This is a genomic window from Geothrix alkalitolerans (assembly GCF_022808885.1).
Taxonomy (GTDB): domain Bacteria; phylum Acidobacteriota; class Holophagae; order Holophagales; family Holophagaceae; genus Geothrix; species Geothrix alkalitolerans.
Genome location: NZ_JAKZLE010000001.1, coordinates 826630 through 842420, shown reverse-complemented (window position 1 = coordinate 842420; position 15791 = coordinate 826630). Strand labels below are relative to the sequence as shown.

General features: G+C 67.8%; 12 protein-coding genes. 5 read left to right on the top strand and 7 right to left on the bottom strand.

The genetic code is table 11. From position 1 onward, the window contains the following. Positions 1–19: 19 nt before the first annotated feature. Positions 20–1492 carry a helicase HerA-like domain-containing protein gene (locus tag MLJ35_RS03700; protein WP_243383064.1) on the top strand — a complete coding sequence of 491 codons (1473 nt, stop codon included), beginning with the start codon at positions 20–22 and terminating at the stop codon, positions 1490–1492. Here the strand turns inward: MLJ35_RS03700 and dusB are convergent, their stop codons facing one another. The 6 genes from dusB to MLJ35_RS03670 all read right to left on the bottom strand — a co-directional run bounded on the left by dusB (position 1493) and on the right by MLJ35_RS03670 (position 7588). Continuing rightward, complete coding sequence (gene dusB / locus MLJ35_RS03695; protein WP_243383063.1) at positions 1493–2473, bottom strand: tRNA dihydrouridine synthase DusB; 981 nt, start codon at positions 2471–2473, stop codon at positions 1493–1495. Positions 2474–2567: 94 nt separating this feature from the next. Next, positions 2568–3620: a medium chain dehydrogenase/reductase family protein gene (locus MLJ35_RS03690; protein WP_243383062.1), complete on the bottom strand. Its 1053-nt coding sequence runs from the start codon at positions 3618–3620 to the stop codon at positions 2568–2570. Between the two features lie 233 nt (positions 3621–3853). After that, entirely contained in the window at positions 3854–5116 is a 1263-nt protein-coding gene (gene rho / locus MLJ35_RS03685; protein ID WP_243294560.1) for a transcription termination factor Rho, read from the bottom strand. 97 nt (positions 5117–5213) lie between these two features. Next, positions 5214–6050, bottom strand: a complete 837-nt coding sequence (locus MLJ35_RS03680; RefSeq protein WP_243383061.1) for an alpha/beta fold hydrolase — start codon at positions 6048–6050, stop codon at positions 5214–5216. Beyond that, entirely contained in the window at positions 6050–6523 is a 474-nt protein-coding gene (locus MLJ35_RS03675; protein ID WP_243383060.1) for a SixA phosphatase family protein, read from the bottom strand. The genes MLJ35_RS03680 and MLJ35_RS03675 overlap by 1 nt, the downstream gene beginning before the upstream one ends. A 9-nt stretch (positions 6524–6532) precedes the next feature. Continuing rightward, positions 6533–7588 carry an acyl-CoA thioesterase gene (locus MLJ35_RS03670; protein WP_243383059.1) on the bottom strand — a complete coding sequence of 352 codons (1056 nt, stop codon included), beginning with the start codon at positions 7586–7588 and terminating at the stop codon, positions 6533–6535. A 141-nt stretch (positions 7589–7729) separates the two neighbouring features. Here MLJ35_RS03670 and MLJ35_RS03665 point away from each other — a divergent pair, with 141 nt between their 5' ends. After that, positions 7730–9340 carry a DEAD/DEAH box helicase gene (locus tag MLJ35_RS03665; protein WP_243383057.1) on the top strand — a complete coding sequence of 537 codons (1611 nt, stop codon included), beginning with the start codon at positions 7730–7732 and terminating at the stop codon, positions 9338–9340. Between the two features lie 73 nt (positions 9341–9413). Here the strand turns inward: MLJ35_RS03665 and MLJ35_RS03660 are convergent, their stop codons facing one another. Further along, a complete protein-coding gene (locus MLJ35_RS03660; protein WP_243383056.1) occupies positions 9414–11924 on the bottom strand; it encodes a penicillin-binding protein 1A in 2511 nt (836 codons plus the stop codon). Here MLJ35_RS03660 and MLJ35_RS03655 point away from each other — a divergent pair. From MLJ35_RS03655 to MLJ35_RS03645, 3 genes are all read left to right on the top strand, one after another. Continuing rightward, entirely contained in the window at positions 11923–12801 is an 879-nt protein-coding gene (locus MLJ35_RS03655) for an NAD(+)/NADH kinase (RefSeq protein ID WP_243383054.1), read from the top strand. The genes MLJ35_RS03660 and MLJ35_RS03655 overlap by 2 nt on opposite strands. Before the next feature lie 160 nt (positions 12802–12961). Next, positions 12962–14362, top strand: a complete 1401-nt coding sequence (gene vorB / locus MLJ35_RS03650; RefSeq protein ID WP_243383053.1) for a 3-methyl-2-oxobutanoate dehydrogenase subunit VorB — start codon at positions 12962–12964, stop codon at positions 14360–14362. Further along, on the top strand, positions 14359–15789 hold the full coding sequence (locus tag MLJ35_RS03645) for a 2-oxoacid:acceptor oxidoreductase family protein (RefSeq protein ID WP_243383052.1): 1431 nt from the start codon (positions 14359–14361) through the stop codon (positions 15787–15789). The genes vorB and MLJ35_RS03645 overlap by 4 nt, the downstream gene beginning before the upstream one ends. Positions 15790–15791 lie beyond the last annotated feature (2 nt).

The following is a 15791-nucleotide window of genomic DNA, read 5'->3' as shown; positions in this document are numbered from 1 at the left end:
TCATCATCATGAGGCCCCCATGTCCGAGCCCCTCCTGATCGCCAAAGGCCCGTCCGACCTCGCCCTGCTGCCCCGCATGGCCAACCGCCACGGCCTCGTGGCCGGCGCCACCGGCACGGGCAAGACCGTGACCCTGCGGACGATGGCCGAACGGTTCTCCGCCATCGGCGTGCCGGTCTTCCTGGCAGACGTGAAGGGCGACCTGCCCGGCCTCTGCAAACCCGGCGGCGACAACCCCAAGGTGGTCGAGCGCGTCGGCCAGCTGAAGCTCGAGGGCTTCGAGTACCAGGGCTTCCCGGTGACCTTCTGGGATCTCTACGGACACCAGGGGCACCCGGTGCGCACCACCGTCAGCGACATGGGCCCCCTGCTCTTCGCACGGCTGCTGAACCTCAACGACACCCAGGGCGGCGTGCTGAACCTGGTGTTCAAGATCGCCGATGACAACGGCCTGCTGCTGCTGGACCTCAAGGACCTGCGCAGCATGCTCCAATTCGTCGGCGACCACGCGGCCGAGTTCAAGACCCAGTACGGCAATGTCTCCGCCGCCAGCATCGGCGCCATCCAGCGCGGCCTGCTGGAGCTGGAGAGCCAGGGCGGCGAGGTCTTCTTCGGCGAGCCGGCGCTGGACCTCGACGACCTCATGCAGACCGATTCCAAGGGCCGGGGCGTCATCAACATCCTGGCGGCGGACAAGCTCATCAACGCCCCCAAGCTCTACGCCACCTTCCTGCTGTGGCTGCTGTCGGAACTCTTCGAGCGCCTGCCCGAAGTGGGCGACCCCGAGAAGCCCAAGCTGGCCTTCTTCTTCGACGAGGCCCACCTGCTCTTCAACGACGCGCCCGACGCTCTGCTCGACAAGGTCGAGCAGGTGGTGCGCCTGGTGCGTTCCAAGGGCGTGGGCGTCTACTTCGTGAGCCAGAACCCCCTGGACATCCCCGAGAAGGTGCTGGGCCAGCTGGGCAACCGCGTGCAGCACGCCCTGCGCGCCTTCACCCCGCGCGACCAGAAGGCCGTGAAGGCCGCCGCGGAGACCTTCCGCGCCAACCCCCAGCTGGATGTGGCCACGGCCATCACCGAGTTGGGCGTGGGCGAAGCCCTGGTGTCCCTGCTGGACGAGAAGGGTCGGCCTGGCGTCGTGGAGCGGGCTTTTATCTGCCCGCCGGAGAGCCAGCTCTCGCCCATCACCCCGGAGGAGCGGCAGCAGGTCATCAAGACCTCGCTGTTGGCGGGTCACTACGAACAGGCCGTAGATCGGGAAAGCGCCTTCGAGAAGCTGAAAGCCCGCGCCGACCAGGCCATGCAGCAGGAAGCCGCCGAGGCCCAGGCCCAGGCGGAAGCGAAGGCCAACAAGGAGCCCGCCCGTCGCAGCGACTCCATGATGGAGGCCTTCGGCAAGAGCGTCATCCGCGCCGCCGGCAGCTCCATCGGCCGCCAGATCATCCGAGGCGTCATGGGATCCATCTTCGGCGGTGGTGGACGGCGCCGCTGATCAGGCCGCCTGGTGCCTCAGGGCGTCGATGGCGGCCAGGAGGGCCTGGGGGTCGCTGGCGGCGTGAAGGTTCTGGCGGAAGCCGTGACCGCCAGGCACCCCCTTGGTGAACCAGGCGCCGATCTTCTTGATCTTGTGCAGGGCCTCGCGAGGCTCCAGCAGGTCCAGCAGGATCTGGAAGAGGCGGAGCGTGGCGTCGATCCGCATGTCCGTGGTCACGACGAGTTCCGGGTCCAGGATCTGGCGGAACAGGAACGGGTTGTAGAGCGCCCCGCGCCCGATCATCACGGCGGCGCAGCCGGTCTCCGCCACCATGCGGAAGGCGTCCTCCCTCGCGTTCACATCCCCGTTGCCGATGATCGGGTACGAGGTGCCCGCCTCCACCGCCCGGGCGATGATGCTCCAGTCCGCGTGGCCCTCGTACTGCTGGGCCCGGGTGCGGGGGTGGATGGCCAGGGCCCGCACGCCCGCGGCCTCGAACATGCGCAGGAAGTCCAGGAACTCGCCCCGCTCCTTCTGTGACGCGTCCCAGCCGGCGCGCATCTTCACCGTCACGGGCACCTTCACGGCCTTCACCATCGCCGTGACGCAGCGCTCCGCTAGGCGGATGTCCTTCAGCAGCGCCGAGCCAGCCCCGCCCTTGGTGACGTTGCTGGCCGGGCAGCCCATGTTCAGGTCCACCAGATCGGCGCCCGCAGCCTGGCAGAGCGCCGCACCCTCCGCCAGCGCCTCGGGCCGCCCGCCGGAGATCTGCATGGAGAGTGGCCGCTCGCCGGTGGCCGCCATCATGCGCTCCGCCTTCACCGCGTGCCGGATCAGCGCCTCGCTGCTGATCATCTCCGAGACCGTGAGCCCCACCCCGCCGATCTCCCGGATGAACTTGCGGAAGGGCTGGTCGGTGATTTCATGCAGCGGCGCCATCACGAGGCGGTTGGGCACCTCGATATCGCGGATGTGGAAGGGGGAATGGGGGAAAGTCATGGCCGGTCCGACCTTCCAGTGTAACGGGGGCTCCGGATTCAGCCTGGGGCCAAATTCGGAGCCAGAGGCCTCGCCCTGGGAGGGAGGGTCCCCTTCACATCCTCGAATCGTCGCAGACCAGGACGACCTTCCCGATCACTCCCCCCCTCCCCAGCAGCTCCTGGGCTTCCCTCGCGGCGGAAAGCGGCAAGCGCTGGGCAACGAGCGGCTTGATCCTCTGCTGCTTGAGCAGATCCAGCAATGTGGTGAGATCTTCACGGAACTGCGCCGGTCGCAGCCGCTTCAGGGTCTGGATGCTGTAGGGGACCACCCGCTTGCGACCCGGCAGGACCCAACCCCCGAGGATGTAGAGCAGGTAGATGGGGATTCCATGGAGCCGGTTGCGACGGCCGGCACGGCCGGCATCCAATCCCTCACCGCGCAGGGTGGTGGTATTGCCGTACCCCACCACCCTTCCTCCAGGCCGCAAGGCCTCTCGGGATTGCCAAAGATGGGCCCCCCCGATGGGGTCGAAGACAGCGTCGACGCCCTCGCCGGTGAGGCGCCGGATTTCGGTCACGAAGTCCTGATCCCGGTAATCGATGGCTGTCGCGCCCAGCCCTGAAACGATTGACGCGGAGCGCTGGGAGCAGGTGCCGTACAGCTCCAGGCCGGCGAGGCGCCCGAGCTGCAGGAGCGCGGTTCCCACCCCGCCAGCCGCGCCATGGATCAGTGCGCGCTGTCCAGGCTTGGCCTTCGCGGAACGATGCAGCATCTGATAGGCGGTGATGTAGTTGAGGACGAGGCTCACGGCCTCTGCAGGATCCAACCCGGAAGGCACCGGGACGAGTTCCCGCTGCGGCAGGCAGACGAACTCTGCGTAGGCGCCATGGATCGGCATCGCAGCGACCACCTCGCCTGGCGTCACTCCTGTGACCCCGGGGCCAGGCAGATCCACCACTCCGATCAAGTCCCAGCCTGGCGTATAGGGTACCGGGGGAGTCTCGGGGTGGATGCCCTCCCGCGCCATGATGTCTGGCATGGCGACCCCTGCGGCCAGCACCTTCACCCGGACCTCACCGGCTTCCGGCTCGGGGCAAGCCTCCTCGATCACCTGAAGGGCCTCGGGCCCGCCGTAGTGGGAAACAACGACTCGCATGTGTCTCATGGGCTCTCCTCGTTCGTGGATCCCACTCGAGGTGGGCGTGACGAAATGCCGGACTGCCTGATGCGACTGCGAAAGAACCTGGTGAGACCTGTGATGAGAGGGGACTGCGTACCGGAAGGCGCGGGCCGGCCGGGATCAATTCCCCAGGAGACCGCCACATGATAGCCGGCCCGTCGCCTGGTTGGGTCGGCGGGGCCGAGGACCGGCAGCGCCGGCCTGGGCATCCCGCCTGGCTATCGCCTTGGCGCGGGCTCCTGGAGGTTCGCCAGGAACTCATCGTTCGTCTTGGCCTTGCCAAGGCGGTCGACGAGCAGCTCCATGCTCTCGCTGGGGCCGCTGGCGCTGAGAATCTTGCGCAGCACCCAGATCTTGGCCAGCTTGGCGGCGTCGATGAGCAGGTCTTCCTTGCGGGTGCCGGACTTCTGGATGTCCATGGCAGGGAAGATGCGCTTGTCGCTGAGCTTGCGGTCCAGCACGATCTCGCTGTTGCCGGTGCCCTTGAACTCCTCGAAGATCACATCGTCCATCCTCGACCCGGTCTCGATGAGCGCGGTGGCGATGATGGTGAGCGACCCACCGACCTCGATGTTGCGCGCCGCCCCGAAGAAGCGCTTGGGGCGCTGGAGGGCGTTGCTGTCCACGCCGCCGGAGAGCACCTTGCCGCTGGGGGGCACCACGGTGTTGTAGGCCCGGCCCAGGCGCGTGATGGAATCCAGCAGGATCACCACGTCCTTCTTGTGCTCCACCAGGCGCTTGGCCTTCTCGATGACCATCTCGGCCACCTGGACGTGTCGGGTGGCGGGCTCGTCGAAGGTGCTGGAGACCACCTCGCCCTTCACGCTGCGCTCCATGTCGGTGACTTCCTCGGGCCGCTCGTCGATGAGCAGGACGATGAGGAAGACTTCCGGGTGGTTGGCGGTGATGGAGTTGGCGATGTTCTGCAGCAGCACGGTCTTGCCCGTGCGGGGCGGGGCCACGATGAGGGCGCGCTGGCCTTTGCCCAGGGGCGTCATCAGGTCCATGACGCGGGTGCTGATCTCCTGGGCGTCCCGCTCCATGCGCAGGTGGTGCTTCGGATAGAGCGGCACGAGGTCATCGAAGTGGGCGCGGTCCTTGGCCACCATGGGCGGATCGAAGTTCACGGCATCCACCCGCAGCATGGCGAAGAACTTCTCGCCCTCCTTGGGCGCGCGGATCATGCCGGAGAGCGTGTCGCCGGTGCGCAGGTTGAACTTGCGGATCTGGCTGGGCGAGATGTAGATGTCCTCGGGACCCGCCAGGTAGTTCTGGTCGGGGCTGCGCAGGAAGCCGAAACCCTCGGGCAGCACTTCCAGCACGCCTTCGGCGAAGAACTGGCCCTCACGCTCGGCCTGGGCCTGGAGCACCCGGAACACCAGCTCCTGTTTCCGCATGGCGAGCGGGTTCTCGATCTGCAGGTCCTTCGCCAGTTCGGCGAGCTTGCCGATGGAGAGTTCCTTGAGCTCTTGCAAGCTCAGGACGGCCGGGGACTGAGAAGGGGTGGCCATAGGTCACCTCAGGGGCAGGGCGAGTCGGAAGTGGCTCGGGGAAGGTTGTATGGTAGGCCAGTTTCCCTTATCGGCCAAACCCGGCATCGACTTTATCCATGAAGCCTCGAACTCTGGCCGTGAATCCTTTGGGGTCCTCCACGGGGTAGGCATGTCCGATGCCCGGCACGATCTCGAAGCGGCTGCCGGGAATGCGTTGGGCCGTCTCCAGGCATTTCCAGGGGGGGGTGAGGAGATCCTCGGCCCCGGAGAGCACCAGGACTGGAGCTTGGATGAGACTCAGACGCTCACGGATGTCCCAGCCCGTGATCCCCCGGATCTGGTGCAGGTTGCCGTGCATGGGCTTCCCGGCGCCGCCCGTTACCACCTGGTGGTAGGCCCGCAGGACGCCATGTCTGGCCTCCAGGAACGCGTCGCCCCAGAGGAAGGGCGCCACGGCATCGAACTGCATGAGGGGCCCGCCTACCTCCAGGCACCGGGCCCAGTGCTCGGCCTTGAGGGCCATGGCGAAGTCGATGCGGGGCATGGCGCTGGTGAGGACCGCGCCGGCGAAGGCGCCGGGGTGACTGGTGAGCAGTTCCAGGCTCATGGCGCTGCCGTTGGAGAGGCCCACCAGCCAGGGCCGTTCGACGCCCAAGGCCCCGAACAGGTCCCAGGCGTCCGTGGCCACCTGGGCCGTGGGATAGGGCCCGTCGACGGGTGCATCGGATTTCCCCTGCCCCCGGCTGTCGAACGTGAGGACGCGATGGCGGTCCACCAGGCCAGGCAGGGTCCCGGCCCACATGGTGGTATCCGACAACAGGCCGTTCATCAGCACCAGCCAGGGGCCATGGGGATTCCCCTGGACGCGGTAGTGGAGCTTCAGCCCCGAAGGGAGGATGGCGAACGTGGGCTGGGGTCGCATCAGCTCCTCAGCTCCGATGGCTGGTACTGCGCCTCGAAGCGCCAGGCGCCGTCCTCCCAGCGGACGACGGTGCAACTGGCCTTCTTCACCTCGAGGCTGCGGCCCGTGAGGTGGAAGATCAGCTCGCCGAGGAAGGGTTGGTGGCTGACGAGCGCCAGGACACCGCCCGGCATTTCGGCCGCCAGCCCGCGCAACCAGAGATCGGCCTGCGGAGGGTTGCCTTCCGGCACGACCAGCAGGGATGTCTCCATGGGGAAGACTCCGGCGGCTTCCTGGAGGCAGCCCATGGTCTCCATGGCGCGCCGGTAGGGGCTGCTGAATCCCCTGGTGGGACGGTGGCCGCGGGTCACAAGCCCCTTCATCGCCGCGCGGGTCCTGGTCCAGCCTTCCCGGGTCAGGGCCCGGTCCGCATCGCGCTGGCCAGGCCGGGCATCCTCCGCGATGCCGTGACGGATGAGGAGGATTGAAGTCATGCCGTGATCTTACCTCCCCCGCGACGCCTTCCACACCAGCCGTGATTCCCGGCGGCGGTGCGCCGCGAGGTAGCGGGCGTCCTCCGCGTAGGTGGCTGGGTGGATGGTCGGCACCGGCTGGGGGCGGAGGTCGTCATCGACATTCACGAACGTGAAGATACAGCTGTTGGATAGGTTCGTCTGGGTCCGGTCGCGGCTCACACGGATGATGTCCGTCTCCACGCAGACGCTGGTGCTTCCCGAGTAGACGGCCCGGCTGAGGAACTGCAGCTTGTCACCCATGCGCACCGGCTGGACGAAGTTGATCCGGTTCACGGCCACGATGACGGGCCGATGGGGCGCCACCTGCTCCACGCAGATGGCCGACTGTTCGAAGGCCTGACGGATGAGATGTCCCCCGAAGATCTTGGTGGGAACGTTCTCGTGCTCCGGATAGGTGCGCTCCCAGCCACTGGTGACGCACTCCGCCGCCATCAGCCCCTGGAAGCCGGGGGCATCCTGGGCCGCGTGCAGGGACGCCAGCAGGGCATATTCTTCGCGGCTGGGCGGCTCCTGGGCCTGATGCAGCTGCTGGCGGTAGCTTTCCCGCCGCGCGATGGCGCGCTCCCAGCGCCGGACCGCCAGGGCATCGCCGGGTTCGAAGCCAGGCAGGACCAGACTCTCCGCCCCGGCCCTGGCCGTGCTGCGGGCCACCATGGTGAAGTAGCAGGAGGCGATGTGGGCGGCGGGCAGACCCGCTTCCGCCGGGTGCTCCACGCGGATGCCCACCTCCAGGCTGGTGCGCCCCACGAAGTTGACCCGGGCCCGAAACACCAGGTCGCGGTGCACGTCCGCGGCGCTGCGCACGAAGATGTTGTCGATGGCCGCCGTCACCACCCGGGCCTGGGGATGAGTGCGGCGCACGTAGTCGAGGGCGCACTCTTCCGCGACCTTGTCGAGCACCTCGAGGATCAGGCCGAAGCGCACGTTGGCCGGAAGGTCCTGGTCGAGCACCATGTAGCGCCGTCGCAGGGATGGATCGGAACCCAGGGGGACGGTGAGGATGCGGTCTTCGGGATCAGCCATGGACCAGTATGGCGGAAGGTTGTCGATACAGAATTGGAATATCCCTTGGAAATTACTGGATTTCGTGAGAACCTTCCTGTTTGGGCCTCTCCCGGCTGGCGCTGTCTGCCATCTTCTGCGGGAACAGCCCCGGGAGACATTGTGAACGACCTGACCTTCGCAGCCCTTGGCTGCAGCGAAGCTCTGCTGGCCGCCCTGGCCAAGCGCGGCTTCGAGACCCCCATGCCCGTGCAGGCTCAGACCTTCAAGCCGGGCCTCGAAGGGCGCGACCTGCTGGTGCAGAGCCGCACCGGCTCCGGCAAGACCCTGGCCTTCGGCCTTCCGCTGCTGCACCGCCTCGCGGACGAACGCCATCCCCAGGCCCTCATCCTCGCGCCCACGCGCGAGCTCGCCCAGCAGGTGGGCGCTGAGCTGCACAGCCTCGTGCCCAAGCTGCCCATCGCCTCCCTCGTGGGCGGCGTGAGCTACACGCCCCAGCTGCGCGCCCTCAGCATGGGCGCGCCCGTGGTGGTGGGCACGCCGGGCCGCGTGATGGACCACCTGGAGCGCGGCACACTGGACTTGGGCCGCGTCAGCATGATCGTCCTCGACGAGTGCGACGAGATGCTCAACATGGGCTTCCTGGAGGATGTGGAGACCATCCTCGCCAAGGTGCCCGCGGGTCCCCAGACCTACCTGTTCTCGGCCACCCTGCCCGCCCCCATCGCCAAGCTGGCGAAGCGGTTCCTCAAGGACCCGGTCCAGATCCAGCTCGCGGAGGCTGGCGAACACGCCGTGCATGCCGACATCGCCCACACCCCCGTGCTGGTGCCTGACCACCAGCAGGTGCGCGCCCTCGTGAACCTGCTGCTGAAAGACGAGCCCAGTGCCGCGCTCATCTTCACCAAGACCAAGGCCCAGACAGAGGAAGTCGCCGAAGAGTTGACGGTCTCCGGCCTCCCCGCGGCCTTCCTGCACGGCGACCTGGCCCAGGCGACCCGCACCCGCATCCTCGGCCAGTTCAAGGACGGCAAGCTGCGCTACCTCGTGGCCACGGACGTGGCGGCGCGGGGCCTCGACATCGGCGGCCTCCCCCTGGTCGTGCACGTGGGCATCCCCACCCAGCTGGAAAGCTACATCCACCGCAGCGGCCGCACGGGCCGCGCCGGTGCGAAGGGCACCAGCCTCGCCCTCGTGAACTGGAAGGAGAGCCGCATCCTGCTGGCCTGGGGCCGCCGCGGGGGACTCAAGCTGGATTGGCGCGCCGTGCCCACGCCCGCGGAGATCCGGGAGGCCCAGGCCGCCAAGCTCCTGGACGGCATTCAGGGCGCCGCCAGCGCCGCCCTGCTCGCCCAGGCCACCCAGCTGCTGAAGGACGCCGACCCCGTGCGCCTCGTCGCGGGCCTCCTGGGGCTGGTCCAGGCCGAGAAGTCCGCGGGGTTCGATATCCCGAACGAGCCTGAGAAGAAGGCCAAGCCCCGCTTCGATACCCCCCGCGAGCGCAAGGAGGGCGGTCCCCGCCCCCAGCGTTCCTACGCGGAACGCAGCGCCGCTCGGGGCGAGGCTCCCCGGCCGGATTCCGCCTTCTCCAAGACCCGTCCTGACGGCAGCTTCAAGGCCCGCCGCGAGTTCGACGAGAAGCCGCGCCCTTACCAGAAGCCCAAGCCGGAGGCTGACACTCGCCCGCGCCGCACCTGGGAGGAGCGCCCCGCTCCCAAGGACACGCCCCGCCCCTGGAAGACCACGCCCGCGAAGGCGTGGAAGAAGAAGTAGCCTTGCATCCTCCTGCCTCCAAAACAAAGGGCGCCGATTGGCGCCCTTTGTTTTGGAGGGGGTGAACCACGGATCACCCGTTCGGATCCGTCGCGTTCAGATCCACGGGCTTGGGTGCCTCGACCTTGGGAGGCTGGCCCCAGACACGGTTCTCCACGGGCTGGGCCGCCGCCTTGTCCCGGGCCTCCTTCACCTTCTGGATGGCCTCGGCATCGCTGCCGGACTTGGGCACGGTCCCGGGCTTGAAGGCCAGGTGGAGCACCTTGTCGGCCGTGGCGGAGGTCGCCAGCAGGCCCGTGTAGCGGTCGATGTCCGCCCATTCCATGCCCTCGGGCGCCTGGAAGTCCTCCTTGGGGGTGGTGGGGAGCGCCGCCTTCATGAAGTCCACCCAGATGGGCAGCGCCACTTTGCCGCCGTCGGCCCCACGGTAAATGGTCTTCTTTTCGTCCAGCCCCACCCACACACCGCACACCACGCGGGTGGAGAAGCCGAGGAACCAGGCGTCCGTGTGATCGTCGGTGGTGCCGGTCTTGCCGGCCACGGGCCAGTTCAGGTCGTTGCTCTTGGCGCCGGTGCCGCTGGTGGCCACGCCCTGGAGACACTGGATGAGCTGGAAAGTGCTCTGCGCGTCGAGCACCTGCTCAGTGGCCGCTCCGCTGTGGGTTTCGAGAACGCGGCCATTGCGGTCCACCACCTTCTTGATGAAGAAGGGGACCGGCGCCTGGAGACCGTCGTTGGCGATGGTGGCGTAGCCGCGCACCATCTCCTTCAGCGTCAAGTCAGCGGAACCGAGGGCCATGCTGGGATAGGGGGGGATGTTGCTGGTGAGCCCGCACTTGCGGGCGAAATCGACGACGTTGAGGACGCCCGTCTCCTCCAGCGTGCGGACGGCGGGCACGTTCCGGGAATCCCGCAGGGCCTCCCAGATGGGGATGGGGCCCCAGAAATCCCGCTCGTAGTTCTTGGGCTCGTAGGGCTTCACGCCACCGCGCAGGGGCTTGTATTCGGAGGTGCCGTCCGGAAGGGTCACGGTCATGTAGTCCACCGTGTTGACGAAGCGCGTGGGCACGTCCAGGACCATGCTGGCAGGCGTCTTGCCGGCCGTGAACGCCGCACCGTAGACGAAGGCCTTCATGGTGGATCCCACCTGGCGCTGCGCCTGCATGGCCCGGTTGAACTTGGAGCGGTTGAAGTCGTAGCCGCCCACCATCGCTCGGATCTCGCCCGTCTTCGGGTCCAACGCCATCAAAGCGCCTTCCACCTGGGGCTCCTGGTCCAGTTCCAGGGTCTTCGGCGTGCCGTCATCCGCCGCCTTCACCAGAAAGAGGGGCGCGGCGCCGCGGGGCAGCAGCTTCTGGGGATCCTTGCCGATCCAGGCGAAGGCGCTGTCGGGGACCTCGAGGGTGGTCTTGCCGATGCGCACCTGGGCCTTGCCGCCCTTCCAGGCGAGGATCACGCCCCGAACGTTGTCGCCGACCTCGAAGTAGCGCTTCCATCCGTTGAGTTGCGTCGTATCGGGATCCGTCACGAACTGCACGGCATCCTTCCGGAATCCGCGACGGCGATCCACCGCCTTCAAACCATTCCGCACAGCCTCGTTGGCGGCTTCCTGCCAGTAGCTGTCCACGGTGGTGGTCACTTCCAGGCCGCCGTTCAGGACCTGCTCGCGGCCGTATTTCTCGTAGAGGTACTTGCGGACCTCTTCCACCACATAGGGGGCCACGGCCTCCTCGCGGGCGTTCTCGCGGGCCAGGCGGATGGGCTTGTCCATCAGCAGGCTGGCTTCCTGCGCCTTGAGGTAGTCCTCCTTCACCATCCGGAGCAGCACGTGGTTGCGCCGGGCCTTGGCGGCGGCGCGGGCCTTGGGGTCGGGATTGTAGGGGTTGTACCAGTTCGGATTCTGGACCAGCCCCGCCAGCAGGGCGCATTCCTCCACGTTCAGCTGGGGGGCGCTCTTGCCGAAGTAGAACTCCGCAGCAGCCTCGATGCCGTAGCGCCCGCCGCCGAAGTACACCTCGTTGGCGTACATCTCCATGATCTGCTTCTTGGAGTAGGCCTTCTCCAGCTTGCGGGCGAGGATGATCTCCTTCAGCTTGCGGTCCAGGCGCTTCTGGCGCTTGGCGGTGACCGTGCGGATGAGCTGCATGGTGAGCGTGGAGGCGCCCTCCCGCCGCCGGCCGAAGCTGGTGATGAAGTTCACGCCCGAGCGCATGATGCCCCGGGCGGAGACGCCGCTGTGGCTCCAGAAGTCCGAGTCCTCGGTGGCCACCAGCGCGCTCACAAAGGCCTTGGGGATGTCGCCGTAGGGGATCACCACCCGGTGCTCCTCGGCGAAGATGCCAATGACGTTGCCGTCGTGATCCAGCACCTTGGTGATGGTCTTGGGCACGCGCAGGGCGAACAGCGTGAGGAAGCTGTCCGCGTCCCGCGAGAGCACGGACCAGGACACCGCCAGGGTGGCCGCGCCGGCCACGGCCAGGGCCAGGAAGGCCCACAGGGCGCGCCCGATCCAGCGCCGGGCGGGGGATGAGTGGGATGCCTGGTTCGAAGCCATGGGACAAGGATAGCGGTAGAGTGTTGCCATGCCCCAGCGATTGATCCTCGTGGCCAAGGCCAAGTCTCCGCACCTGGTGTCCACCTTGCGCGAGGCGGTCCCGCCGTTTCTCGATCGGGACTGGGCGGTCAAGGGCGAGCCGGCCCTGGCCGAGGCCTGGGCCCAGGCCGGCCTGCCCCCCGTGAAGCTGGCCCTGGATCCGGATCTCGGCACGGCGGATCCCGTCGCGGACCTCTGCCTGGTGCTCGGCGGCGATGGCACCCTGCTGCACGCGGCCCGCCGCGTGGGCATGCGGGGCACCCCCATCCTGGGCATCAATCTCGGCTCCCTGGGCTTCCTCACGGCCCATCCCGTATCCGAAGCCGCCGCCACCGTGCAGGCCTTTCTGGCGGGAACCCTCGCGGCCGACCGACGCCCGACCCTGGAGGTGGAACTCTGGCGCGAGGGCCGTCAGATGGTGCGGCAGACGGTGCTGAACGATGCGGTGGTGGCCAAGGGCGCCCTGGCCCGCATCATGGACATGCACCTGCGAGTCGGCAACGAGGATGCCGGCCCCATCAAGGCCGACGGCCTCATCGTGGCGACGCCCACGGGATCCACCGCCTATGCGCTATCCGCGGGTGGGCCCATCCTGCATCCCAGCCTGGAGGCCTTCGTGGTCGCCCCCATCTGTCCACATACCCTGACCCTCCGCCCTTCCGTGGTGCCTGCCTCGCGCCCCATCAGCATCACCCTGGAAGAAGCCGAGGACGCCCACCTCACCCTGGACGGCCAGGTGGGGCACCGTCTGTTTCCCGGCGATGAGGTGCGGCTCCGCCAGGCCCAGACCCGCATCACCCTCCTCCAGCGCCCGGGCCTGGACTTTTTCGCCCTGCTCCAGCAGAAGCTGCATTGGGGGGATCGGTAGAGGACAAGCGGTCTGTCCCCCACAGACCGCCCGCGCCGGGGCCCATTCCTGACCTTTCGGTCGGTGGCGGTCTGCGCCGGAGCCCGCTTGTGACCACGCGCACACGGGGTGGGCATGACACTTCCCCGTGGTAGGACCTGCGTCCCTGCATGGAGTTCCCATGGCCCTCAAAGAACGACCGAAACCTTATCTGCTGCCGGAGTACTGCAAGGGCTGCGGCCGGTGTCTCGACGCCTGCGCCAAGGATTGCATCCACCTCAGCGACCAGATCAACCCCCTGACGGGCCTGGTCCCGGTCGAGCTGGACCTGTCGAACTGCAACGCCTGCGGCCTCTGCATGGACGCCTGCCCCGAGCCCTACGGCCTGCGGCCCGCCCATGAGGGCGAGATCCAGGACTTCGAGCTGGAGGACCCCGCCAAGCTCTTCGGAGTGAAGCCCAGCGACGCGCCCGAGCCCGTGGACATGCCCTCGGAAGTGCTGCCCCTGCCCCGCACCGAGCCCCTGGTCATCAAGGGCACCTACGCCTCGGCCCTGGGCGCCCTGCTGGCGGGCTGCCGCCACGTCTACGGCTACCCCATCACCCCCTCCACCGAGGGCGCCGAGCTGATGGCCAAGTTCCTGCCCAAGCTCGACGGCACCTTCATCCAGGCCGTCAGCGAAGTGGCCACGGTGAACATGATGTACGGCACCGCCGGCGCGGGCCTGCCCACCATGACCTTCACCTCCTCGCCGGGCTTCAGCCTGATGCTGGAGGGCGTGTCCTACATGATCGGCGCGGAGCTGCCGGGCGTCTTCGTGGACGTCATGCGCGGCGGGCCGGGCCTGGGCAACATCGCCCCCGAGCAGTCCGACATCAAGCTGGCCTGCCACGGCCTCGGCCACGGCAACACCCAGGCCATCACCCTGGCGCCCTCCACGCCCCAGGAGATGCTCGACCTGACCATGCTGGCCTTCGAGCTGAGCTTCAAGTATCGCAACCCCGTCATCCTCCTCGGGGACGGCTACCTGGGCCAGATGACCGGCAAGGTGCAGCTGCCCGAGACCATGATCAAGCCCGGCATTCCCAAGTGGGCGGTCTACGGCGACGCCATGCACCGAAAGAACGTCATCACGTCGATCTTCCTGACCGAGTCCGACCTCGAGGCGCACAACGTCCATCTGAACGCCAAGTACGAGGCCATGCAGGTGGAGGCCCGCGCCGAGTCCTTCCTCTGCGACGACGCCGAGGTGGTGCTCATCGCCTGCAACACGCCCGCCCGCACCGCCAAGGGCGCGGTCCAGGAACTGCGGCACCAGGGCATCAAGGCCGGCCTCTTCCGGCCCATCACCCTCTGGCCCTTCCCCGTGGAGGAACTGAAGGCCGCCATCCAGGGCGCCCAGCGCATCGTGGTGGTGGAGGCCAGCGCCGGGCAGCTGGAGGACGAGATCCGCCTCGCCCTCAGCAAGGCCGGCGTCCGCGAATTCCCCGAGATCGAATCCGTGCGCCGCATGGGCGGCGTCCTTCCCCAGCAGAGCGAAATCATGACCCGGGTCCTGGGTCGGAAGGAGGTGCTCGCATGAGCAAGGCCAGCGTCTTCTACGACAAATTCGAGCGCCACTCCCACGGCGAGGGCCTGAAGGGCCACGCCACCCACTACTGCCCCGGCTGCGGCCACGGCCTGGCCCACAAGTACCTGGCCGAGGCCATCGACGAGCTGGGCATCCAGGACCGCACGGTGGCCGTGAGCCCCGTGGGCTGTTCCGTGTTCCTCTACTACTACTTCGATGTGGGTAACACCCAGGCCGCCCACGGCCGCGCGCCCGTGGTGGCCCTCGGCCACAAGTTCGCCAACCCGGAGAGCGTCGTGGTGAGCTACCAGGGCGACGGCGACCTGGCCTCCATCGGCCTCGCCGAGACCGTGGCCACCGCCCAGCTCGGCGCCCCCATCACCGTCATCTTCATCAACAACGCCATCTACGGCATGACGGGCGGCCAGATGGCCCCCACCACGCTGATGGGCCAGACCAGCTCCACCAGCCCCTCGGGCCGCAACGAGTACAACGGCCAGCCCCTGAAGATGGCCGAGCTCATCGCGGGCCTGGACGGCCCCGTCTACGTGGAACGCGTGGCCCTCTACGACGCCAAGCAGCGCATCAAGGCCAAGAAAGCCATCCACAAGGCCATGAAGCTCCAGATGGAAGGCCGCGGGTATTCCTTCATCGAGGTGCTGGCCGAGTGCCCGACCCACCTGAAGATGAACCCCGAGGACACGGAGAAGTGGGTCAAGGAGTGCATGGAGCCCGTCTATCCGCTGGGCGTGAAGAAGGACCTCACCGTCGATCCCTGGTTCAAGCGGAACACCCCCTGCTTCAAGGGCGAGAAGATCCTCAGCCTGGCCGGGGCCACCTCGGAGCACCCCGAGCGCTACTGCAAGGGCTTCCCCACGCATCTGGCCCCCAATGACATCTCGCTGAAGCTCGCCGGCTCCGGCGGCGACGGTGCCCAGACGGCGGCCATGCTCATCGCCCGGGCCGCCATCAGCGAGGGCTTCGACGCCACCCACATCCCCAGCTACGGACCCGAGAGCCGCGGCGGCACCTCCTACGCCGACGTCCACGTGGCCGAGGACGAGGTGCTGAACCCCGGGTCCCCGGATCCGCAGGTGCTCATCGCCTTCAATGCCCCCAGCCTGGCCAAGTTCGGCCCCACGGTCCGCAAGGGCGGCTTCGTCATCTACGACAGCTCCGTGGTGACCGACGCCCCCGTGCTGGATCCCAGCATCAGGATGTTCCCCGTACCCTTCACCGGCATCGCCACCGACCTGGGCAAGGCCGTGGTGAAGAACATCGTGGCCCTGGGCGCCCTCCAGGCCGCCACGAACATCTTCCCCAAGGACACCCTGCTGGGCGCGATCCGCACGGCCCTGAAGGACAAGTGCGCCCTGATCCCCCTCAACGAAGAAGCCTTCGCCTGGGGCATCAAGTCGGTGGAAGCGCTCGACAAATAAGC